General features: G+C 70.9%; 16 protein-coding genes. 3 read left to right on the top strand and 13 right to left on the bottom strand.

The features are described from left to right. Positions 1-7: 7 nt before the first annotated feature. From ABLE68_RS09280 to ABLE68_RS09245, 8 genes are all read right to left on the bottom strand, one after another. The gene (locus ABLE68_RS09280) at positions 8-394 is read right to left on the bottom strand and encodes a hypothetical protein (protein ID WP_348871033.1); all 387 of its coding nucleotides are present in this window, start codon (positions 392-394) and stop codon (positions 8-10) included. Positions 395-486: 92 nt separating this feature from the next. Then, the gene (locus ABLE68_RS09275) at positions 487-1,650 is read right to left on the bottom strand and encodes an acyl-CoA dehydrogenase family protein (protein ID WP_348871032.1); all 1,164 of its coding nucleotides are present in this window, start codon (positions 1,648-1,650) and stop codon (positions 487-489) included. Further along, positions 1,647-3,527 (bottom strand): acetyl/propionyl/methylcrotonyl-CoA carboxylase subunit alpha, encoded by a 1,881-nt coding sequence (locus ABLE68_RS09270; RefSeq protein ID WP_348871031.1) that lies wholly within the window; start codon positions 3,525-3,527, stop codon positions 1,647-1,649. Before ABLE68_RS09270 ends, ABLE68_RS09275 begins: the two co-directional genes overlap by 4 nt. Beyond that, entirely contained in the window at positions 3,524-5,092 is a 1,569-nt protein-coding gene (locus ABLE68_RS09265; RefSeq protein ID WP_348871030.1) for an acyl-CoA carboxylase subunit beta, read from the bottom strand. Before ABLE68_RS09265 ends, ABLE68_RS09270 begins: the two co-directional genes overlap by 4 nt. A gap of 142 nt (positions 5,093-5,234) precedes the next feature. Continuing rightward, entirely contained in the window at positions 5,235-6,353 is a 1,119-nt protein-coding gene (locus ABLE68_RS09260; RefSeq protein WP_348871029.1) for an acyl-CoA dehydrogenase family protein, read from the bottom strand. Then, complete coding sequence (locus tag ABLE68_RS09255; protein ID WP_348871028.1) at positions 6,350-8,044, bottom strand: acyclic terpene utilization AtuA family protein; 1,695 nt, start codon at positions 8,042-8,044, stop codon at positions 6,350-6,352. The genes ABLE68_RS09260 and ABLE68_RS09255 overlap by 4 nt, the downstream gene beginning before the upstream one ends. Next, the gene (locus tag ABLE68_RS09250) at positions 8,041-8,826 is read right to left on the bottom strand and encodes a TIGR03084 family metal-binding protein (protein WP_348871027.1); all 786 of its coding nucleotides are present in this window, start codon (positions 8,824-8,826) and stop codon (positions 8,041-8,043) included. Before ABLE68_RS09250 ends, ABLE68_RS09255 begins: the two co-directional genes overlap by 4 nt. Further along, complete coding sequence (locus ABLE68_RS09245; protein ID WP_348871026.1) at positions 8,823-9,440, bottom strand: TetR/AcrR family transcriptional regulator; 618 nt, start codon at positions 9,438-9,440, stop codon at positions 8,823-8,825. The genes ABLE68_RS09250 and ABLE68_RS09245 overlap by 4 nt, the downstream gene beginning before the upstream one ends. Positions 9,441-9,509: 69 nt before the next feature. On the opposite strand from ABLE68_RS09245, the gene ABLE68_RS09240 reads away from it, so the two are divergent. After that, complete coding sequence (locus ABLE68_RS09240) at positions 9,510-10,259, top strand: SDR family oxidoreductase (protein ID WP_348871025.1); 750 nt, start codon at positions 9,510-9,512, stop codon at positions 10,257-10,259. Here ABLE68_RS09240 and ABLE68_RS09235 read toward each other — a convergent pair. The 3 genes from ABLE68_RS09235 to ABLE68_RS09225 all read right to left on the bottom strand — a co-directional run bounded on the left by ABLE68_RS09235 (position 10,256) and on the right by ABLE68_RS09225 (position 14,554). Continuing rightward, positions 10,256-10,918: a histidine phosphatase family protein gene (locus tag ABLE68_RS09235; protein ID WP_348871024.1), complete on the bottom strand. Its 663-nt coding sequence runs from the start codon at positions 10,916-10,918 to the stop codon at positions 10,256-10,258. The genes ABLE68_RS09240 and ABLE68_RS09235 overlap by 4 nt on opposite strands. Before the next feature lie 22 nt (positions 10,919-10,940). Then, complete coding sequence (locus tag ABLE68_RS09230) at positions 10,941-13,136, bottom strand: 3-hydroxyacyl-CoA dehydrogenase NAD-binding domain-containing protein (RefSeq protein WP_348871023.1); 2,196 nt, start codon at positions 13,134-13,136, stop codon at positions 10,941-10,943. Between the two features lie 206 nt (positions 13,137-13,342). Beyond that, positions 13,343-14,554: an acetyl-CoA C-acetyltransferase gene (locus tag ABLE68_RS09225; protein ID WP_348871022.1), complete on the bottom strand. Its 1,212-nt coding sequence runs from the start codon at positions 14,552-14,554 to the stop codon at positions 13,343-13,345. Positions 14,555-14,642: 88 nt separating this feature from the next. Here ABLE68_RS09225 and ABLE68_RS09220 point away from each other — a divergent pair, with 88 nt between their 5' ends. Further along, positions 14,643-15,368, top strand: a complete 726-nt coding sequence (locus tag ABLE68_RS09220; RefSeq protein ID WP_348871021.1) for a MerR family transcriptional regulator — start codon at positions 14,643-14,645, stop codon at positions 15,366-15,368. Between the two features lie 3 nt (positions 15,369-15,371). Here ABLE68_RS09220 and ABLE68_RS09215 read toward each other — a convergent pair whose 3' ends face one another. Then, a complete protein-coding gene (locus ABLE68_RS09215) occupies positions 15,372-17,960 on the bottom strand; it encodes an Ig-like domain-containing protein (protein WP_348871020.1) in 2,589 nt (862 codons plus the stop codon). 56 nt (positions 17,961-18,016) lie between these two features. Between ABLE68_RS09215 and ABLE68_RS09210 the strand changes: the two genes are divergently transcribed. After that, complete coding sequence (locus ABLE68_RS09210) at positions 18,017-18,895, top strand: NAD(P)H-binding protein (protein ID WP_348871019.1); 879 nt, start codon at positions 18,017-18,019, stop codon at positions 18,893-18,895. A 4-nt stretch (positions 18,896-18,899) separates the two neighbouring features. Here the strand turns inward: ABLE68_RS09210 and ABLE68_RS09205 are convergent, their stop codons facing one another. Then, the gene (locus ABLE68_RS09205) at positions 18,900-19,493 is read right to left on the bottom strand and encodes a CPBP family glutamic-type intramembrane protease (protein ID WP_348871018.1); all 594 of its coding nucleotides are present in this window, start codon (positions 19,491-19,493) and stop codon (positions 18,900-18,902) included. Between the last annotated feature and the right edge of the window lie 8 nt (positions 19,494-19,501).

Here is a 19,501-nt window from a genome sequence, read left to right as displayed (position 1 = left end):
GGGTGGATCAACTGACGTGGGTGGCCTCGAAGAAGACGTCGCCGCTGCCGCTGTGGCTGACGTTCCAGACGCCGGTCACGTAGAAGTCGTGGTGCCAACGCCCGCGGGTGCAGTAGCCGGAGGTGCAGGTGTGGTGCCACTGGTCGCCCTGGACCTGCGCGTGGCCGAAGAACTGGTGGCCGACTCGGAAGTTCGTGATGCCGTGGGACCGGGTGTAGTGGAACGTGACGACGCGGTGGTCGCGGTCCAGGCCGCGGTAGTTGCCCTCCCAGGGCAAGGCAGCCCTGGCGGTGTGCGACGCGTGCGTCGTGCCGGTCTGGGCCTGGGCGGGGACTGCGGTCGACAGGCCGGCTGCGCACAGCAGCAGGGCGACGACGGACAGGAGCTTGCGCATGACGAATGGGACCTCTCGAGAACGACGGTGGCCCCGTTGCCCCGAGAAGGGCGCAGCCCGAGGCTACGCGCCCTTCCCCGGTCCCGGCAGGATCAGTAGGACTTCGGCAGCCCCAGCGAGTGCATCGCGACGAAGTTCAGGATCATCTCCCGGCTGACCGGGGCGATCCGCCCGGCGCGGGTCGCGACGAGCAGCCCGGCCACGCCGTACTCCTGCGTGATGCCGTTGCCGCCGTGCGTCTGCACGGCAGCGTCGGCGGCGTTGCAAGCGGCCTCGGCGGCGGCGTACTTCGCCATGTTGGCCGCCTCGCCCGCGCCGAACTCGTCCCCGGCGTCGAAGAGTGCCGCCGCCTTCTGCGTCATCAGGCGGGCCATCTCGGTCTCGATGTGCACCTGCGCGAGCGGGTGCGCGACCGCCTGGTGCGAGCCGATGGCCTCCTTGAAGACCACCCGCTCCTTGGCGTACGACGTGGCCTTGCCGAGGGCGTAGCGCGCCAGGCCGGTCGAGAACGACGCCGCCATGATCCGCTCGGGGTTGAGCCCGGAGAAGAGCTGCGCGAGACCGCCGTCCTCGTCGCCGACGATGGCGTCGGCCGGCAGCCGGACGTCGTCGATGAAGACCTGGAACTGCAGCTCGGGGCTGACGATCTCCATCGGGATGTGCTTGAACTCGAAGCCCGGCGAGTCGGTCGGCACGACGAAGAGCACCGGCTTCACCTTGCCGGTCCTGGCGTCCTCGGCGCGGGCCACGACGAGCACGTTGTCGGCCTCGTCGACGCCGGAGATGTAGATCTTGCGGCCGTTAAGCACCCACTCGTCACCGTCGCGCCGCGCCGTGGTCGTGATGTTGTGGGTGTTGGTGCCGGCGTCGGGCTCGGTGATCGCGAAGGCCATCGTGCTCGTGCCGTCGCAGATGCCGGGCAGCCAGCGCTGCTTCTGCTCCTCGGTGCCGTACTTGCTGATGATCGTGCCGCAGATCGCGGGGCTGACGACCATGAGCAGCAGCGGGCAGCCCTGGGCGGCGAGCTCCTCGCACACGGCCGCGATGTCGCCGATGCCGCCGCCACCCCCGCCGTACTCCTCGGGGATGTTGATGCCGAGGTAGCCGTTCTTGCCGATCTCCAGCCACAGCTCGGTGGTCTTCTCGCCGGCGCGCGCCTTCTCGGTGAACCACTCGCGGCCGTACTTGCCGGCGAGCCGGGCCACCGCCTTGCGCAGCTCCTGGCGCTCCTCGGTCTCGCTGAATCCCACGGTCATGCTTCCTCCACCACTGCTAGGACCTCACCGGAGGCGACCTGCGCACCGGTGCTCACGTTGATCTCCGTGACGACGCCGGCGTACGGCGCGCTCACGGTGTGCTGCATCTTCATGGCTTCGAGGACGAGCACCGGGTCGCCGGCACCCACCGTCTGACCCTGCTCGACGGCGACCCGGACGACGGTCCCGGGCATCGGCGCCAGCAGGCTCCCGCTGGCGACCGCGTCCGCCGGGTCGACGAACCGCGGCACCCGCGTCAGTCGCACGTGCCCCTCCGGCCCGTCCACGTCGACCGCGTCACCGACGACGGCCACGTCGTACGTCGAGCGCACGCCGTCGGTCTCGAGGGTGACGCTGTCTGCGCTCGCGGCGACCACGGTGTGGCCCTCGACGGAGTAGGCGCCGAACCACTCGACGACGAGGCCCCCCTCGAACTCGGTGCGCTGCGGCTGCGAGGTGACGTTGCGCCAGGCGACCGGGATCCCGCGCTGCACGGTGCGGACCCCCTTGGCGCGCTCGGCCAGCGCGATCGCCGCCGCGACTGCCGAAGACTCGGTGGTTGAGGAAGGCGCGCTAGCGCCTGTCTCGAAACCCCCGAGGAAGTCGGTCGACACGTCGCCCCGCAGGAACGCCTCGTCACGCAGGATCGACACCAGCAGGTCCCGGTTGGTGACCAGCCCGTGGATCTTCGCGCGGGAGAGCACCCCCGCGAGCTTGCGTGCCGCTGCCCGACGGGTGGGGGCGTGGGCGATCACCTTGGCCAGCATTGCGTCGTAGTGCGTCGACACCTCGCTGCCGGACTCGAAACCGGCATCCACGCGGATCCCGTCCTCGAGGGGGATCTCGAACGTCGTGAGGGTCCCGCTCTGCGGCTGGTAGTCGGCCGACGGGTCCTCGGCGTAGAGGCGCACCTCGATCGCGTGGCTGCGCGGCGGGTCCGACCACCCCATCGTCCAGCTCGACTCCGCGGAGGCGATCTGCCGCTCGACCAGGTCGACGTCGTGCACGAGCTCGGTGACGGGATGCTCGACCTGGAGACGCGTGTTCATCTCCAGGAAGAAGAACCGCTCGGTGGCCGGGTCGTAGAGGAACTCGACCGTGCCCGCGCCCCGGTAGTCCACCGCCTCGGCGGCCTTGCGCGCGGCCTCGTGCAACGCAGCACGGACCTCGTCGCTCAGGCCGGGAGCCGGCGCCTCCTCGACCACCTTCTGGTGCCGCCGCTGGATCGAGCAGTCGCGCTCGCCGTAGACGCTGGTGTCGACGACCTGGACCTCGACGTGACGGCCCTGCTCGACGTACGGCTCGACGAACACCGTGCCGTCGCCGAACGCCGACAGTGCCTCGGCCTCGGCCGCGGCGATCTCGCCGGCCAGGTCCTCGAGGCGGCGTACGACGCGCATGCCGCGTCCACCGCCGCCGGCGGAGGCCTTGACCAGCAGGGGCAGGTCGGCCTCGGTCGGCTCGGCGGGCGCCTCGAGGGTGGGTACGCCGGCCTCGCGCATGATCCGCTTGGCCTCGATCTTCGAGCCCATCGCGTCGATCGACTCGGGAGCCGGGCCGACCCAGATGAGGCCGGCGTCGATGACAGCGCGGGCGAACTCGGCGTTCTCGGAGAGGAAGCCGTAGCCCGGGTGGATCGCGTCGGCTCCCGACCGGCGGGCTGCGTCGAGCACGAGGTCGATGCGCAGGTAGGTCTCGGACGGGGCGTTGCCGGGCAGCTGCACAGCCGTGTCGGCCTCGCGCACGTAGGGCAGCGCGGCGTCGGCGTCCGAGTGGATCGCGACGGTCTCGATGCCGAGGGCGCGGCAGGTGCGGAACACCCGGGACGCGATCTCGGCGCGGTTGGCGACCAGCAGGCGGGTGATGCGGCGGGTCATGGCCGGAACACCCCGAACCGGTCGGTGCCGACGATCGGCTTGGTCTCGATCACGGACAGGCAGATGCCCAGGATCGTGCGGGTGTCGCGCGGGTCGATCACCCCGTCGTCGTAGAGCATCCCGGACAGGAAGTAGGGCATCGACTGCTCCTCGATCTGGGCCTCGACGATCTCCTTGACCGCCTTGAACCCCTCGGCGTCGAAGGTCTGGCCCTTGGACTCCGCGGACTGCTGGGCGACGATCTCGAGCACGCCGGCGAGCTGGGCGGGTCCCATGACCGCGGACTTGGCGGACGGCCAGGTGAAGAGGAAGCGCGGGTCGAAGGCGCGGCCGTTCATGCCGTAGTTGCCGGCGCCGTACGACGCCCCCATGATCACGCTCAGGTGCGGGACCGTGGAGTTGCTGATCGCGTTGATCATCATCGCGCCGTGCTTGATGATCCCGCCCTGCTCGTAGTCCTTGCCGACCATGTAGCCGGTCGTGTTGTGCAGGAAGAGCAGAGGCGTGTCGGTCTGGTTGGCGAGCTGCACGAACTGCGTCGCCTTCTGCGCCTCCTGGGAGAAGAGCACGCCCTGGGCGTTGGCGAGGATGCCGATCGGGCGGCCGTGCAGCTTGGCCCAGCCGGTCACGAGCGACGGGCCGTAGAGCGGCTTGAACTCGTCGAAGACCGCGCCGTTCGTCTCGGACACCCCGTCGCAGATCCGGCGGATCACCTCGCGCGGGTCGAACGGCTCCTTGAGGTCGGTCGGGATCAGGTCGAGCAGGCCCTCGGGGTCCTCGTCCGGATCGGCGTACGACGTCGGCGGCGCGACCGCCTTCTTCCAGTTGAGGCGGGCGACGATCCGTCGCCCGATCCGGATCGCGTCGCGCTCGTCCTCGGCGAGGTAGTCGGCGAGGCCCGACGTGCGCGCGTGCATCTCCGCACCGCCGAGCGACTCGTCGTCGGACTCCTCGCCGGTCGCCATCTTCACCAGCGGCGGGCCGCCGAGGAAGACCTTGGCCTGCTCGCGGACCATCACGGTGTAGTCGGACATGCCGGGCACGTAGGCGCCACCGGCCGTGGAGTTGCCGAAGACCAGCGCGATCGTGGGCTCCTTGCGCGCGGACGCCCGGGTGATGTCGCGGAAGAGCTTGCCGCCCGGGATGAAGATCTCCTTCTGGGTCGGCAGGTCGGCGCCGCCGGACTCGACCAGCGAGATCGTCGGCAGCCCGTTCTCCTCGGCGATCTGCGAGGCCCGGAAGATCTTCTTGACCGTCCACGGGTTGCTCGCGCCGCCCTTCACGGTCGGGTCGTTGGCGGTGATCATGCACTCCACGCCCTCGACCACGCCGATGCCGGTGACCACGCTGGCCCCGACGGTGAAGTCGGAGCCCCACCCGGCCAGCGGGGAGAGCTCCAGGAAGGCGGAGCCCTCGTCGACGAGCAGCTCGATCCGCTCGCGGGGCAGCAGCTTGCCGCGCCCGTGGTGGCGCGCGACCGACTTCTCGCCGCCCCCGGCGACGGCCTTCGCCTGCTCGGTCTCGAGGTCGGCGACCTTCTCCAGCATCGCCTCGCGGTTCGTCATCGTTCCCCTCCGTCGGTTGGGGAGGTTTCGCAGCAACCGTCTCGAAACCCCTGCACCCGAGAAGCGACCTCGATCGAGGCCGACCTTTGGCTCACCGGGTTTCGAGACGGGACTTCGTCCCTCCTCGACCGACGGTGGCCCGTCATGAGGCGTACCCCAACAGCTTGGCGGCCAGGTCTGTCAGCACTTCGGTGGCTCCTCCGCCGATCGGCAGGATCCGGGCGTCGCGGTAGTGCCGCTCCACCTCGGTCCCGTGCATGTATCCCGTTCCGCCGTGCAGCTGGACGGCCTGGTCGCAGACGTACGTCGCGGTGTCGCACGCGGTCTGCTTCGCGAGGCAGGCCTCGGCGATGACGCTCTCCCCCGCGACGTGGCGCTCGGCGACGTGCCGCGTGTAGGTGCGGGCGACCTCGACCTGGCGCCGCATCTCGACGAGCTTGTGGCGCACCACCTGGTTGGCGATCAGCGGCTTGCCGAAGGTCTCGCGGTCGCGGCAGTAGGCCGCGGTGAGCTCCAGCGACCGGGCCGCGATCCCGTACGCGTGGACGGCGAGCGCGATCCGCTCGACGACGAACTGCTCGGCGATCAGGTAGAAGCCGGAGCCCTCCTCGCCGACCAGGTTGGCGACCGGCACCCGCACGTCGACGTACGACAGCTCGGCGGTGTCGGAGCAGTGCCAGCCCATCTTCGAGAGCGCGCGGTCGGCGGTGAAGCCGGGGGTGCCCTTCTCGACGACCAGCAGCGAGATGCCCGCGTGACCAGCCCCGCCGGTGCGGACCGCGGTGGTCACGAAGTCGGCGCGGATGCCGCTGGTGATGAAGGTCTTGGCGCCGTTGACGACGTAGTGATCGCCTTCGCGCACGGCGGTGGTGCGGATGGCCGCGACGTCGGAGCCGCCGCCGGGCTCGGTGATGCCAAGCGAGCCGATCTTCTCCCCGGCCAGGGTCGGCCGGACGAACCGGGCGACCAGGTCGGACGAGCCGTGGGCGGCGATGTGGGGCAGCGCGATGCCGCCGGTGAAGAGGCCTGCCATCAGCCCGCTCGACGCACCGGCCTCGAACATCCCCTCCTGCAGGTCGGTCGAGTCGATGAGGTCGCCGCCCTCGCCACCGACCGACTCCGGGAAGGAGACGCCGAGCAGTCCCTGCTTCGCAGCCGCCAGGTGGAGCGACCGCGGGATCTCTCCGGCGTCCTCCCACTCCTGGAGGTGGGGCACCACCTCGCGCCGGGTGAACTCCGCGGCGATGTCGCGCACGTTCACAGGAGCCCCTCCTGGATGTGCACGACCCGCGAGCGCACCCACTCGCCGAGGCCCTTGGCCTGCGGGTCGAACCGCGTCGATGCCGCGACACCCTCGCCGAGCAGCCCGCGGATCAGCACGTTGACGGCACCGAGGTTGGGCAGCACGTAGACCTCGATGTCGAGGTCGGCTGCCTCGGGGACCAGCTCGCGCACCTTGCGGGGGGTGACCAGCTTGGACAGCCAGGTGACACGCGCGTCGTACTTGCCGGAACCGTCGTTCATCACCCAGAGCCCGATGTTGGCGTCGCCGCCCTTGTCGCCGGACCGCGCGTGCACGAAGGACCCGAGCGGCGCACGCCGGGTGAGCGAGTCGGTCGGAGCGGGGTACGGCGAGGGGCGCAGCCCGTCGGCGTGCTCGACCTCGGCGAAGTCGGTCGGGTCGGCGATCACCTCGCGGGTCCCGTCGGCGTGGACGACGGTGTGCGTGACGGCCGAGCGGTCGACGTACTCCGCGCGGTAGACGCCGAACGGCGTCGGCTGGGCGGGCGGTCCGGTCATCGTGAAGCCGGGGTACGACGCGAGCGCCAGCTCGACCGCGGCGCCGGTGAAGCCCCGCCCGACCTGGTCGCGGTCGGCGTCCTTGACGGTGCAGCGCAGCAGCGAGGACGCACCCTCCTCGGTGTCGGCGTCGGCCGGGGGCAGCGCGGTGCGGGTCCAGCTGACCTCGCTCGCGGTGAGCGCGGGGCCGAGCTGCTCGCGGACCCAGTCGGCCTTCGCCTCGATGTCGAGCCCGGTGAGCACGAACTCCACGGTGTTGCGAAAGCCGCCCAGCTCGTTGACGCAGACCTTGAGGCGCGCGGGCGGCGCCTCGCCGGTGACGCCCGAGATCTCCACCCGGTCGGGTCCGACCTCGCGCAGCCGGACCGAGTCGAGGTGGGTCGTGACGTCGGGGTTGAGGTAGCGCGTCGACTGGATCTCGTAGACGAGCTGCGCGGTGACCGTGTCGACGGTGACCGCACCACCGGTCCCGGCGTGCTTGGTGATCACCGAGGAGCCGTCGGCCGCGATCTCGGCGATCGGGAACCCGAGCGGGAGTCCGTCGTGAGGGAGCGTCTTGAAGCCGGAGAAGTTGCCACCGGTCGCCTGCGTCCCGCACTCGAGGACGTGCCCGGCGACCACGGCGCCGGCCAGCTCGTCGTACGACGTCGGCGTCCAGCCGTGGTGGGCGACCGCCGGCCCGACGACCAGGGACGCGTCGGTGACCCGGCCGGTGACCACGACGTCGGCGCCGGCGCTCAGGGCAGCTGCGATGCCGAAGCCACCGAGGTAGGCGTTGGCCGTCAGCGCGCCCTCGCGGAGACCCAGCGACCGGACGTCGTCGCCCTCCACGTGGGCGATCGCGGGATCGAGGCCGAGGCCCTGCGCGACCTCGCGGAGCCGGTCCGCGAGACCGGACGGGTTGAGGCCGCCGGCGTTGCTGACGATCTTGACGCCGTTCTCGAGCGCGAGCCCGAGGCAGTCCTCCACCTGGCGCACGAAGGTCTTGGCGTAGCCCAGCGACGGGTCCTTCATCGTGTCCTTGCCGAGGATCAGCATGGTCAGCTCGGCGAGGTAGTCGCCGGTGAGGTAGTGGAGCCGGCCGCCCTCGAGCATCTCGCGCATCGCAGAGAGCCGGTCGCCGTAGAAGCCGGAGCAGTTGCCGATGATCACTGCTTCGACCGTCCCTCGCCCGCGGGCCCGGCGAAGGCCTGGGCGATGGTCAGCCACTGCTCGGCGTCCTCGCCGGTCGCGACCAGGTCGGTGTCGTCACGGTGCACGCGCTGGGTGACCAGCAGGCAGAAGTCGTACGCCGACCCGGTCACCGTCTGCGCGGCGTCCTCGGGCCCCCACGACCACACGTCCCCCGACGGGGCGACCAGGTCGATGCGGAACTCCTCCGCCGGCGGCGGGAGCTCGTGGACCGAGTAGGCGAAGTTGCGGGTGCGGACCCCCAGGTGCGCGACGTGCCGGATCCGGTCGGTCGGCTCGACGTCGATGCCGAGCGCGTCGTACACGTCGTGGGAGTGCGCCCAGGTCTCCATGAACCGCGCGGTCGCCATCGACGTCGGCGACATGGGCGGGCCGAACCACGGCATCTTCTGGCCGTCCGGCACGGACCGGAGCGCGAGGGGCAGCGCTTCGCGCGCCTTGCCCCAGCGGGCGAGCAACGCCTGGGGGGCCAGCCGCGCGACCTCGAAGGCCTGCTCGTCGACGTAGCCCGTCGGATCGGCCATGCCGGCGACGACGTGGGCGTCCCACGCCGCCTTGTCGGTGGCCGCGACGACCGCCACCTCGTCGGTCCACAGCAGGTGCGCGACCTGGGTCGCCACCGTCCAGCCCGCGGCCGGCGTCGGCGTGGCCCAGCCGTCGGCGTCGAGCCCGGCGACGGCGTTCCAGAGCTGGTCGCTCTCGGCCTTGAGGTCGGCCAGCAGGCCCTCGAGGAGGTCGCTCATCGGTTCTCCTTCAGCACGGTGTCGAGGGTGTCGGCCCAGTGGTCGAGGATGCGGCGGCGGCGCCGGGTGTCGTCTGAGATCGTGTTGGCCAGGCCGAGCCCGCGCACCAGGTCGAGGGTCGCCTGCACCATCTCGCGCACGCCGGGCACGGACTCGTCGGCGCCGAGCAGCTCGACCGTCAGCCGGTGCGTCTCGCGACCGACCCGCTGCTCCAGCGGCCCGACCGCGGCCAGCAGGTTCTCGTCGGTCCGCGCCGCGACCCAGAGCTCGAGAGCAGCGTTGAAGACGGGCGACGCGAAGTGGTCACCGAGCATCTGCATCACGGCGCGGGTGTGCCTGGGGCCGTCCGGCAGCGAGTCGGCAGCGGCCGCGAGCTCGGCGCCGCGTCGCTCGGTGAGGTGCTCGACCGCGGCGACGACGAGGTCGTTCTTGGTCGGGAAGTGGTGCAGCTGGGCGCCGCGGCTGACACCCGCACGCTCGGAGACCAGCGTGGTCGACGTACCGGCGAAGCCACGCTCCACCAGGCAGTCGACGGTCGCCTCGAGCAGCCGGGCCCGCATCAGGCGGGTCCGCTCCTCCTGCGGGACGCGCGTCGTCCCGGCCACCGTGCTCACCGGCCCAGCATCGTGCGTCACCAACAAACAGTCAAGCCTGACTTTTTCTCGGTCGGGCACACTCGGCGCATGACGCAGACGATCCTGATCACCGGCGCCTCCTCCGGACTCGGCGAGGAGATGGCGCGCCAGCTCGCCGCGAGGGGCTACGACCTGGCGCTGTGCGCGCGACGCCTGGACCGGCTCGAGGCGCTGCGTGACGAGATCGCCGCTGCCCACCCGGCTCGGCGGGTGGAGGTCCGCGCCCTCGACGTCACCGACGACGACCAGGTCTTCTCGGTGTTCCAGGCGTTCCGCGCCGACTTCGGCACCCTCGACCGGATCGTCGTCAACGCCGGCATCGGCAAGGGCGCCCCGCTCGGCACCGGGCGCTACGACGCCAACCGCGAGACCGCGATGACCAACTTCGTCGCGGTCCTCGCGCAGGCCGAGGCGGCGACCGAGATCCTGCGCGACCAGGGCCACGGTCACCTCGTGCTGGTGTCGTCGATGGCGGCGATGCGCGGGCTACCGAAGGCGCAGACGACGTACGCCGCGACGAAGGCGGGCGTGACCAGCCTCGGCCAGGGTCTGCAGGCCGACCTCTACGGCACGCCGATCAAGGTGACGTTGCTGCACCCGGGCTACATCGTGTCCGGGATGAACGTCGTCGACGGAAAGCTCCCGCGGCTGATGGCCACCACCGAGGACGGCGTGCGCGCGATGGTCGACGCGATCGAGAAGGAGAAGCGCGAGGCGTGCGTGCCGCCGTGGCCGTGGACGCCGCTCTCCTTCGTGCTCCGGCACGCCCCGCTGTCGATGGTCCGGAGGATGGTCTAGCGGTAGGTCAGCGTGTCGCCCTCGACGTGAGGGTGCTCGTTGAAGGTCAGCAGCCGCATGCCGGTCGACCCGACGAGCACGCGTGTGACCGCGGAGTTGACCGTGACCGCGTTGAAGCGCGACCACATCCGCGCGAGCGCGGGCTGGTCCGCGTCCGGGTCGCTGAGCCGGGCGCACACCGCGCCGATCGCTCCACCTGAGGTGACCGCGACGACCGTGCGGCCCGATCCGGCCTCGGTCGCGGCGGCGGCGGTCGCGCGCGACACCCGGTCGAGGAAGGCGGCGTACGTCTCGGGGTAGTCGGCGCTCTCACCGCTGGTCCAGCGCGCCGTCGCCCGCTCGAAGAGCAGCTGGAACTCGCGCCGGTCGAGGCCGTCGACGCTCTCGCCGTGGGCGGAGACCACGCCGAGGTGGTCGAACTCGTCCCAGTCAGCGTCGACACGCGGCTCGGACGTCCAGCCGGCACCCTCGATCATCGCCTCGGCGGTCTCCCGGTGGCGGCGCATGCTGCCGCGCACGACGAGGTCGGGCTGCAGGCCGCGCTCGCCGAGCCAGCGGCCGAGCAGCCGGGCCTGCTGCCAGCCCGTCTCGGACAGGACGTCGTAGTCGTCAGCGCCGAACGACGCCTGTCCGTGACGGACCAGCAGCAGCACACCCATGCGGGAGACCCTAGGCGGGTCGTCAGGCGGGGAACGAACCGCCTTCGGCGGCGAGGTCACGCAGGTACTGCGTGGCGTTGAACCGCTCGCCGTACTTCGCGGCCAGCTCGTCGGCCCGGGCCACGAACGCGCCGAGTCCGACCTGGCCCGCAGCGTTCTGGTAGCCGTGCATGAACTGGGCGGCACCGCCGGTCATCGCCGGGAAGCCGATGCCCATGATCGAGCCGATGTTGGCCGCGGCCGACGACTCGATCACGCCCTCCTCGAAGCACTTCGCGGTCTCGAGCGCCTCGACGAAGAGCAGCCGGTCCTTGATGTCCTCGAAGGGCAGCGGCTCGGCGGCCACGGGGAACTCGGTGGCGAGACCCGGCCAGATGCCGGTGCGCTTGCCGTCCTCGTAGTCGTAGAAGCCCGCGCCCTTGAGACGCGACGGACGACCGAGCTCGATCATCTTCGCGACGACCGCCTCGCCCGGGTGCGGCGTGTAGGTGCCACCGTCGCGCTCGACGGCGTCCTTGCTCGCCTTGCCGATCTTGGCCATCAGCTCCATGTTCAGCTCGTCGCTGAGCTGCAGCGGGCCGACCGGGTAGCCGTCCTGCGTCGCGGCCCGCTCGATGCTGACCGGGTGGATGCCCTCGGCGAGCATCGCGAGACCCTCGTTGACCATCGTGCCGATGACGCGCGAGGTGTAGAAACCCCGGCTGTCGTTGACGACGATCGGCGTCTTGCGGATCTGCTGCACCACGTCGTACGCCTTGGCCAGCGCGACGTCGGACGTCTCCTTGCCCTTGATGATCTCGACCAGCGGCATCTTGTCGACGGGCGAGAAGAAGTGCAGGCCGATGAAGTCAGCCGGGCGGTCGATGCCCGTTGCCAGCTCGGTGATCGGCAGCGTCGAGGTGTTGGAGCAGAGCAGCGCGTCGTCGTTGACGTACGGCGCGATCTCGGCGAAGACCTGCTGCTTGAGCGACGGGTCCTCGAAGACGGCCTCGATCACGAGGTCGCAGCCGGCCAGGTCGGCCGGGTCGGCCGTGGCCGTGATCCGGCCGAGCAGCTCGGCCTTCTTCTCCTCGGTGCTCTTGCCGCGGGCGATCGCCTTGTCCAGCAGGCCCTCGGAGTAGGACTTGCCCTTGGCGGCGCCCTCGGCGCTGACGTCCTTGAGCACGACCTCCATGCCCGCGCGGGCACAGGAGTAGGCGATGCCGGCGCCCATCATGCCGGCGCCGAGGACGCCGACCTTCGTGGCCTTGTAGGGCTCGATGCCCTGCGGGCGCAGCTTGCCGGCGTTGATCGCCTGCAGGTCGAAGAAGAACGCCTGGATCATGTTCTTCGAGGCCTGGTTGACGATCAGCTTCGTCAGGTAGCGCGACTCGATCCGCGAGGCGGTGTCGAAGTCGAGCGACGCACCCTCGACGGCAGCGGACAGGATCGCGCGGGGTGCCTCGTAGACCGCGCCCTTGGTCTGCTTGCGCAGCAGCGCCGGGAAGACCGGCAGGAAGCCGGCGAGCGCCGGCGACTTCGGGGAGCCACCGGGCATCTTGTAGCCGGGCTTGTCCCAGGGGTTCGCGCTCTCGTCGGGGTTGGCCTTGATCCAGGCCTTCGCCGCCGGGACCAGCTCGTCGCGGGTGGCGACCAGCTCGTCGACCAGACCCTTCTCGAGCGCCTGGTCGGGGGAGAACTGGGTGCCGGTCAGCAGCACGTCCATCAGGCCGGACTGCAGCCCGAGGAGCCGGACGATCCGGGTGACGCCGCCGCCGCCGGGGAGCAGGCCGAGGGTCGACTCGGGCAGGCCGATCTTCACCGAGCGGTCGTCGACCACGATCCGGTGGTTGCAGGCCAGGCAGATCTCGAAGCCACCGCCGAGGGCCGCACCGTTGATGGCGGCCACGACCGGCTTCGGGAACTTCTCGAGCTTGCGGAGCCCGGCCTTGACGGCCTCGCCCATCGCGAAGACGTCAGCGGCGTCCTCCTTGGTCGCCTGGACCATGTTCTTCAGGTTGCCGCCGGCGAAGAAGGTCTTCTTCGCGCTGGCGACCACGACACCCGTCACGTCGTCCTGCTCGTCGTACAGCCGCTGGACGGCGGCGGCCATCGACTCGAGGTAGAGCTCGTTCATCGTGTTGGCGCTGGCGGTCGGGTCGTCGAGGGTCAGGGTGACGATGCCGTCGGCGTCGCGGTCGTAGCGGACCGCGGTCTGCTGCTCGGTGCTGGTGCTCATCTAGCTTCCTGTCTGGATGTCCCGGGGGTTGAGGAAGGCGCTCTGCGCCTGTCTCGAAACCACCTGATGTCTGGAGTTGATGTCCTGGAAGGGGCGATGGGTCTCGGTACGCCCAGGGTCCGCGACTTCGTTCCTCAGTCGCGGGGGCTACTCGACCACCGACGTATTGCCCGAACTCGTCGAGTTGGTCTGGCGGCTTTCGCCGCTCAGACCAGCTCGACGATCGTGGCAATACCCATGCCGCCGCCGACGCAGAGCGTGGCGAGGCCGCGGCGCTGGTCGCGGCGCTGGAGCTCGTCGATCAGGGTGCCGAGGATCATCGCGCCGGTCGCACCGAGCGGGTGGCCCATCGCGATCGCGCCGCCGTTGACGTTGGTGATCTCGTGGCTGATGTCCAGGTCGCGCATGAAGCGCATGGCGACCGCGGCGAAGGCCTCGTTGATCTCGAAGAGGTCGATGTCGCCCACCTCGAGGCCGGCCTTGGCGAGCGCCTTGCGGGCCGCCGGTGCGGGACCGGTGAGCATGATCGTCGGGTCGGCGCCGGACACGGCGGTCGCGATGATCCGGGCGCGCGGGGTCAGGCCGAGCTCGGTGCCGACCTCCTCGCTGCCGATCGCCATCAGGGCCGCGCCGTCGACGATGCCGGAGGAGTTGCCGGCGTGGTGGACGTGGTTGATCCGCTCGACCCAGTGGTACTTCTCGAGCGCGACGTCGTCGAAGCCGGCGTCCCGACCGGGCTGGGCGAAGCTCGGCTTCAGGCCGGCCAGGCCCTCGGGGCTCGTGTCCGGACGGATCGTCTCGTCGTGGTCGAGCACGGTCAGGCCGTTGAGGTCGCGCACCGGCACGATCGCGTTGGCGAAGTAGCCGTTGGCCCAGGCCTTGGCGGCGCGGTGGTGCGACTCGGCGGCGTAGGCGTCGACGTCGTCGCGGCTCCAGCCCTCGATCGTCGCGATCAGGTCGGCGCCGATGCCCTGCGGCACGAAGCCGGTGGTCAGTGCGGTGGCCGGGTCCTGCGCCCAGGCGCCGCCGTCGGAGCCCATCGCCACCCGGCTCATCGACTCGACGCCGCCGGCGAGGATCAGGTCCTCGAAGCCACCGCGGACGCGGGACGCTGCCTGGTTGACGGCCTCGAGGCCGGACGCGCAGAAGCGGTTGAGCTGGACGCCGGCGACGGTGTCGGGGTAGCCGGCCTTGAGAGCAGCGGTCTTCGCGATGTCGCCACCCTGCTCACCGACCGGCGAGACGACGCCGAGCACGACGTCGTCGACACGCGCGGGGTCGAGGCCGGGGTTGCGATCCTTGATCTCGTCGAGCAGGCCGACGACGAGGTCGACAGGCTTGACCTCGTGCAGCGAGCCGACCGCCTTGCCCCTGCCGCGCGGCGTACGAATGTGGTCGTACACGAATGCTTCTGCCATGACCGTCCTACTCCGTGATGGGAAACCTGTTCTCGATTGTGACACTATTACTGTCAAGGTCAAGGACGGGTCGGATGTGAGGAGGGTCATGGACGAGACAGTCGAGTCGCCGCGGGGGCTGCTGACCCTCGACGAGCTGACCAACCGGGTCGGGATGAGCGTGCGCAACATCCGCTTCTACACGACCAAGGGCCTGGTCCCCCCGCCGATCCGACGCGGTCGGTCGGGCTACTACAGCGCCGACCACATCGCCCGGCTCGAGCTGGTCCAGGAGCTGCAGGCCCACGGGTTCACGCTCTCCGCGATCGAGCGGTACGTCGCCGGCATCCCGGCCGGCGCGACCCCCGAGGACATCGCGCTCCACCGCACCATGCTCGCGCCGTGGCAGGCTGACCTTCCCGTCGAGATGTCGCGAGCCGAGCTCATCAAGCGCACCGGGCGCGACCTGACCGACGACGAGCTGACCACGCTCGCCGTCCTCGGCATCGTCTTCCGCACCAAGCGGGGCCGCTACGAGGTCGCGGTCTCGCAGCTCTCGGTCGGCCTCGGCCTGCTCGACCTCGGCTTTCCGACCGAGGCCGCGATCGCTGCGGCCGACGTGTACGCCGAGCACGGGCGGCAGCTGGCCAAGGAGCTCAACGAGCTCTTCCGCACCATGGTGTGGCCGGTCTACAAGGAGTCCGGCGCCTCACCGGACAAGCTCCGCGAGGTCGTCGAGCGGCTCAAGCCGCTCTCGATCGCCAGCCTGGTCGCGGCCTACGAGGCCGCGATGGACGAGACCCGGCGTGAGGTCATCGAGCGCCGCACCCGCTGACGGTCAGGACGGCAGCCCACCACCGCCACCACCGGTGCCACCTCCTCCGGTGCCACCGCCGCCTCCGTCGTCAGGGCCGGCCGCAGCCACCGTTACGAGCACCAGCGCGCTGTCGCAGAGCTTGTCGGGACCGACCGTGCAGACCCGGTAGCGGAACGTGTCGCGGCCGGCGTACCCGGAGTCCGGGCGGTAGACGTAGGTGTGGCCACGCTTGGCGACCGATCCGTGCCGGGGGGCGCGACGCAGGGTCGACGTCACCGGTCGCCCGTCGTCGTTCTGCCGGACGTAGATGCGCACCGGCGTGTCCTCGCTCGTGGTCGCACGGTTGTCCCGGGCGACCGGGCGCACGTCGACGGTGACCCGACCGGTCGCGCAGAGCACGGGGTCACCGTCGTCGCAGACCGTGACCCGGAACGAGTCGTGGCCGGCGTACCCGCGCTTCGGGGTGTAGACGACCTTGCCACCCGCACCGACGACCGCCGTGCCGTTGCGCGGCTCGGTGGCGCGGGCGTAGGTGAGGGCGTCACCGTCCGGGTCCGTGCCGGCCAGCCGCCCCCTGACCGCGTGGTCGGTGCGGGTGCTGAGCGCGACGTCCGGGAGCACCGGCGGGTGGTTGACCGGGAGCACCGTGACCGTCACCGACGTGGTCGCGCAGACCGTCGGTGCTGTCGGTGAGCAGATCGTGTAGTCGAACGCGTCGTCACCGACGTACCCCGCGTCGGGCGTGTAGGTGATCGAGCCGTTCGCCTCCACGACGACACTGCCGTGGCTGGGCCCGTTCGACGTGGTGGTCACCGGTGCTCCGGGGGAGTCGTTGGCGAGGACCGGGATCGAGACCGGCACGTCCTGGTCCGTGACCGCGGTGTCGGGCCGCGCCGTCGGCGTGACCGTCACCCTGATCGTCGCGGTCGTGCAGAGCGACGGTGTGCCGTTGTCGCAGACCCTGTAGTCGAAGGTGTCGACGCCCACGAAGCCGGCCGCCGGGAGGTAGACGGCCACCCCGTTGGCCAGGACGAGGGCGCGACCGTTGCTGGGCTGCGTGGCGATCGAGTAGCGCAGCCGCTGGCCTGCGTTGGGGTCCGTGGCGACGATGATCCCACCGGTGGGCGTCCCTGCCGGCGTGGTCCGGTCGATGTCCGGCGCGACCGGCGGGTCGTTGGTGGGCGGCGGGGGCTGCACGACGGTCGTCGAGGTGGCTGCCTCGGCGGTGCCGTCGTTGTTGGTGGGGTCGGGGTCGACGGTGGACGACGTGGAGGACACCGTGTTGACCAGGGTGCCGCTCGCGGGTGCCGTGCCGGTCACGGTGAGGGTCCGCGTCTCGCCGTCGGCGAGATCACCGAGCTCCCAGATGACGCTGCCGGCCGCGACGACGCCGCCGTTGCTGGCCGTGATCGGTCCGACCAGGTTGCCGGGCAGGGCGTCGGTCACCTCGACGTCCTGCGCGGTGGCGGTGCCGTGGTTGACGACCGCGATGGTGAACGTGACCTGGTCACCGGCCGCGGCATCGGCCGGAGCCGACTTCGACGCCTCGACGTCGGCAGCCGGGTCGACGGGCGGTGGCGTGGTGCTGCAGCCGGGCGCCGGGTAGCGGCCCGGGTCGAAGATCGGCAGGGTGCCCGCCACGACGTTGGTCACGGTGCCGGACTGGGTGTCGAAGATCTTGGGCGGCGCGGGCGGGGTGTCGTCCTGGACGACGATCGGGGTCCCGGCGGAGTCGCCGACGAACGTGCCCTGGGTGGCCGTGGAGCCGGCGAACCGGTAGCCGCCGAAGCCGGTCACGGTCCCGTCGTTGGTGAGCGCGTCGGCCCGCAGGTAGCCGGTCGAGGTCTGGTCCCACGCTCCGTTGTTGGAGAAGCGGCCTCGGACCAGGGTCAGCCCCTGACTGCTCGATCCCGGGCCGTTGTTGGCCAGGTCCCCGCCCACCGCGAGCCCGCAGTCGTTGACCAGGGCGCCCGAGCCGTTGACGGTCAGCCCGCCGTCCACCCGGGCGATGCCGGAGTTGTGGAAGCCGCCGTTCACCGTGAGCGTCCCGTCGACCTTCAGAACCCTGGCGTTCTCCAGGGTCACCGAGGTGTTGAGGTTGGCGCTGCCCTTGATCCGCATCCGACCGTCGTTGACGATCGACCCCGCGCCCGGGGAGAAGGAGCCCTCCAGGACCAGCTGGGCACCCTGCGCGTTGTGGAACGTCGCCGCCCCGTTGATGTTCAGGTTGGACGCGGTGAACGTGCCCTCGTTGTCGAGCGAGAACCCGGTCGCCACCGCGACGCCCGACAGCGTGACCTCGCCGCCGGCCGCCACCCGAAGCGCACCCGCTGCATTGTTGACGTAGGCCGGGCTCCAGGTCGCCGAGCTGGAGACGCACAACGTCGCTCCGGCGGGGAACGAGTTCGTCCCGCCCGTGAAGTCACCACCGGTCAGCAGCAGCGTGTCGCCCGCGGCCAGGGAGATCGGTCCGCTGCCGCCGCCGGACAGAGTCCGGGTCGGACTCGCGCAGTCCGACGCGTAGTCGGCGTACGAATCGGGCACAGGCGACATCAGGAGTCCGACCACCAGGGCGGACACGGTGAGCAGCACTCGACTCGACCGGGTCATGCAGGCCACGCTAGGCACAACAGGGCGACCATCGGGTCGCACAAAAAGGGGGAAGCGTGCGCGTGCTCGTCACCGGAGCGACCGGATTCGTCGGAAGCCGGTTGGTCCCCGAGCTGATCGAGCAGGGTCACGAGGTCGTGGCCATGACTCGCCACCCCGAGACGTACGACGGACCCGGTGAGCCGGTCGCGGGCGACGTCTCCGACCCGGGGTCGCTGGCAGCGCCGCTGGACGGCGTCGACGTCGCGATCTACCTCGTGCACTCGCTCGACGACAACGACTTCGAGGACAAGGACGCCGAGGCGGCCCAGGCCTTCGGGCTCGCTGCGGCAGCCAGCGGCACCCGGCAGATCGTCTACCTGGGCGGGCTCGGCAAGGACGGCGACGACCTGTCGCCGCACCTGCGCTCGCGTCGCGAGGTGGAGCGACTGCTCGGTGAGTCCGGGGTGCCGGTAACGGTGCTGCGCGCCGCGATCGTCGTGGGCGCCGGCGGCATCTCGTGGGAGATGACCCGGCAGCTGATCAAGAACCTGCCGGCGATGGTCGTGCCGAAGTGGGCAGCGACCAAGACCCAGCCGATCGCGGTCGACGACGTGGTGCGCTACCTGTCAGGCGTGGTCGGCCTCGAGGAGGCCTTCGACCGGGTCTTCGAGATCGGCGGACCGGACCAGCTCAGCTACGTGGACATGCTCCAGGAGGCCGCCGAGGTGATCAACGGTCGGCGGGTCCCCGTCGTCACGGTCCCGGTGCTGACGCCCGGCCTGTCGGCCCACTGGATCTCGTTCGTCACCGACGTCGACACCACGACCGGGCGCAACCTGATCGAGTCGATGGGCACCGAGGTGATCGTGACCGACCACGCGATCCGCGGCCTGATCCCCGGCGAGCCGCTGACGTACGCCGAGGCCGTCCGCCGCGCGATCGCCGAGGACTAGGACCCTAGAAGATCTGCGGCAGCACCAGGAGCATGACCAGCGACCAGGTCACGTGCGTGATCGCGGGTGCGAGCACGCCACCCGACCGGTGGCGCACCAGCGCGACCACGAGACCCAGGACCAGCGCCGCGGCGACGAGCGCGACGTTGCCGGTCGCGATGGTCACGACCCCGTAGACCGCCGTGGTCGCGACGACCGGGTGCCGCGGGAGCCTCGCGTAGACGGCGCCGCGGAAGAACAGCTCCTCGCCGGCGCCGGTCAGGAGCGTGACGAGCATGACGAGCGGTCCTGAGCCGCGGTCGGCGTACGCCGTGACGGCGGAGATCTGGCTGTCCAGGACCGGGAGCTCGCGCACGATCAATGCGCCGAGCACGAACACCCCGGCAAGGACGGCTCCGACCGCCACGGGCAGCAGGACGCCACGATCGCCGAGCGGCACGGGGCCACTGGCGAAGGCGCCGACCGCCCAGACGGCGGCGAGAGCGAGCGCAGACGGGTAGAACCACGGGCTGCCGGGCTCGATGCGGAACGAGACGCCCAGGAGGACGGTTCCGGCAACGAGGAACACCAGCAGCGCAGCCCCCCGGCGATCCCTCACGCGCCGAC

The organism is Nocardioides pollutisoli, assembly GCF_040045055.1.
GTDB lineage: Bacteria > Actinomycetota > Actinomycetes > Propionibacteriales > Nocardioidaceae > Nocardioides > Nocardioides tweenelious.
This window is presented reverse-complemented; position numbering and strand designations above follow the sequence as displayed.

What these genes read in the sequence shown, in the direction of transcription:
- ABLE68_RS09280 (WP_348871033.1), bottom strand. Translation starts at nt 394, where the DNA reads ATGCGCAAGCTCCTGTCCGTCGTCGCCCTGCTGCTGTGCGCAGCCGGC.
- ABLE68_RS09275 (WP_348871032.1), bottom strand. Translation starts at nt 1,650, where the DNA reads ATGACCGTGGGATTCAGCGAGACCGAGGAGCGCCAGGAGCTGCGCAAG.
- ABLE68_RS09270 (WP_348871031.1), bottom strand. Translation starts at nt 3,527, where the DNA reads ATGACCCGCCGCATCACCCGCCTGCTGGTCGCCAACCGCGCCGAGATC.
- ABLE68_RS09265 (WP_348871030.1), bottom strand. Translation starts at nt 5,092, where the DNA reads ATGACGAACCGCGAGGCGATGCTGGAGAAGGTCGCCGACCTCGAGACC.
- ABLE68_RS09250 (WP_348871027.1), bottom strand. Translation starts at nt 8,826, where the DNA reads ATGAGCGACCTCCTCGAGGGCCTGCTGGCCGACCTCAAGGCCGAGAGC.
- ABLE68_RS09240 (WP_348871025.1), top strand. Translation starts at nt 9,510, where the DNA reads ATGACGCAGACGATCCTGATCACCGGCGCCTCCTCCGGACTCGGCGAG.
- ABLE68_RS09235 (WP_348871024.1), bottom strand. Translation starts at nt 10,918, where the DNA reads ATGGGTGTGCTGCTGCTGGTCCGTCACGGACAGGCGTCGTTCGGCGCT.
- ABLE68_RS09230 (WP_348871023.1), bottom strand. Translation starts at nt 13,136, where the DNA reads ATGAGCACCAGCACCGAGCAGCAGACCGCGGTCCGCTACGACCGCGAC.
- ABLE68_RS09225 (WP_348871022.1), bottom strand. Translation starts at nt 14,554, where the DNA reads ATGGCAGAAGCATTCGTGTACGACCACATTCGTACGCCGCGCGGCAGG.
- ABLE68_RS09220 (WP_348871021.1), top strand. Translation starts at nt 14,643, where the DNA reads ATGGACGAGACAGTCGAGTCGCCGCGGGGGCTGCTGACCCTCGACGAG.
- ABLE68_RS09215 (WP_348871020.1), bottom strand. Translation starts at nt 17,960, where the DNA reads ATGACCCGGTCGAGTCGAGTGCTGCTCACCGTGTCCGCCCTGGTGGTC.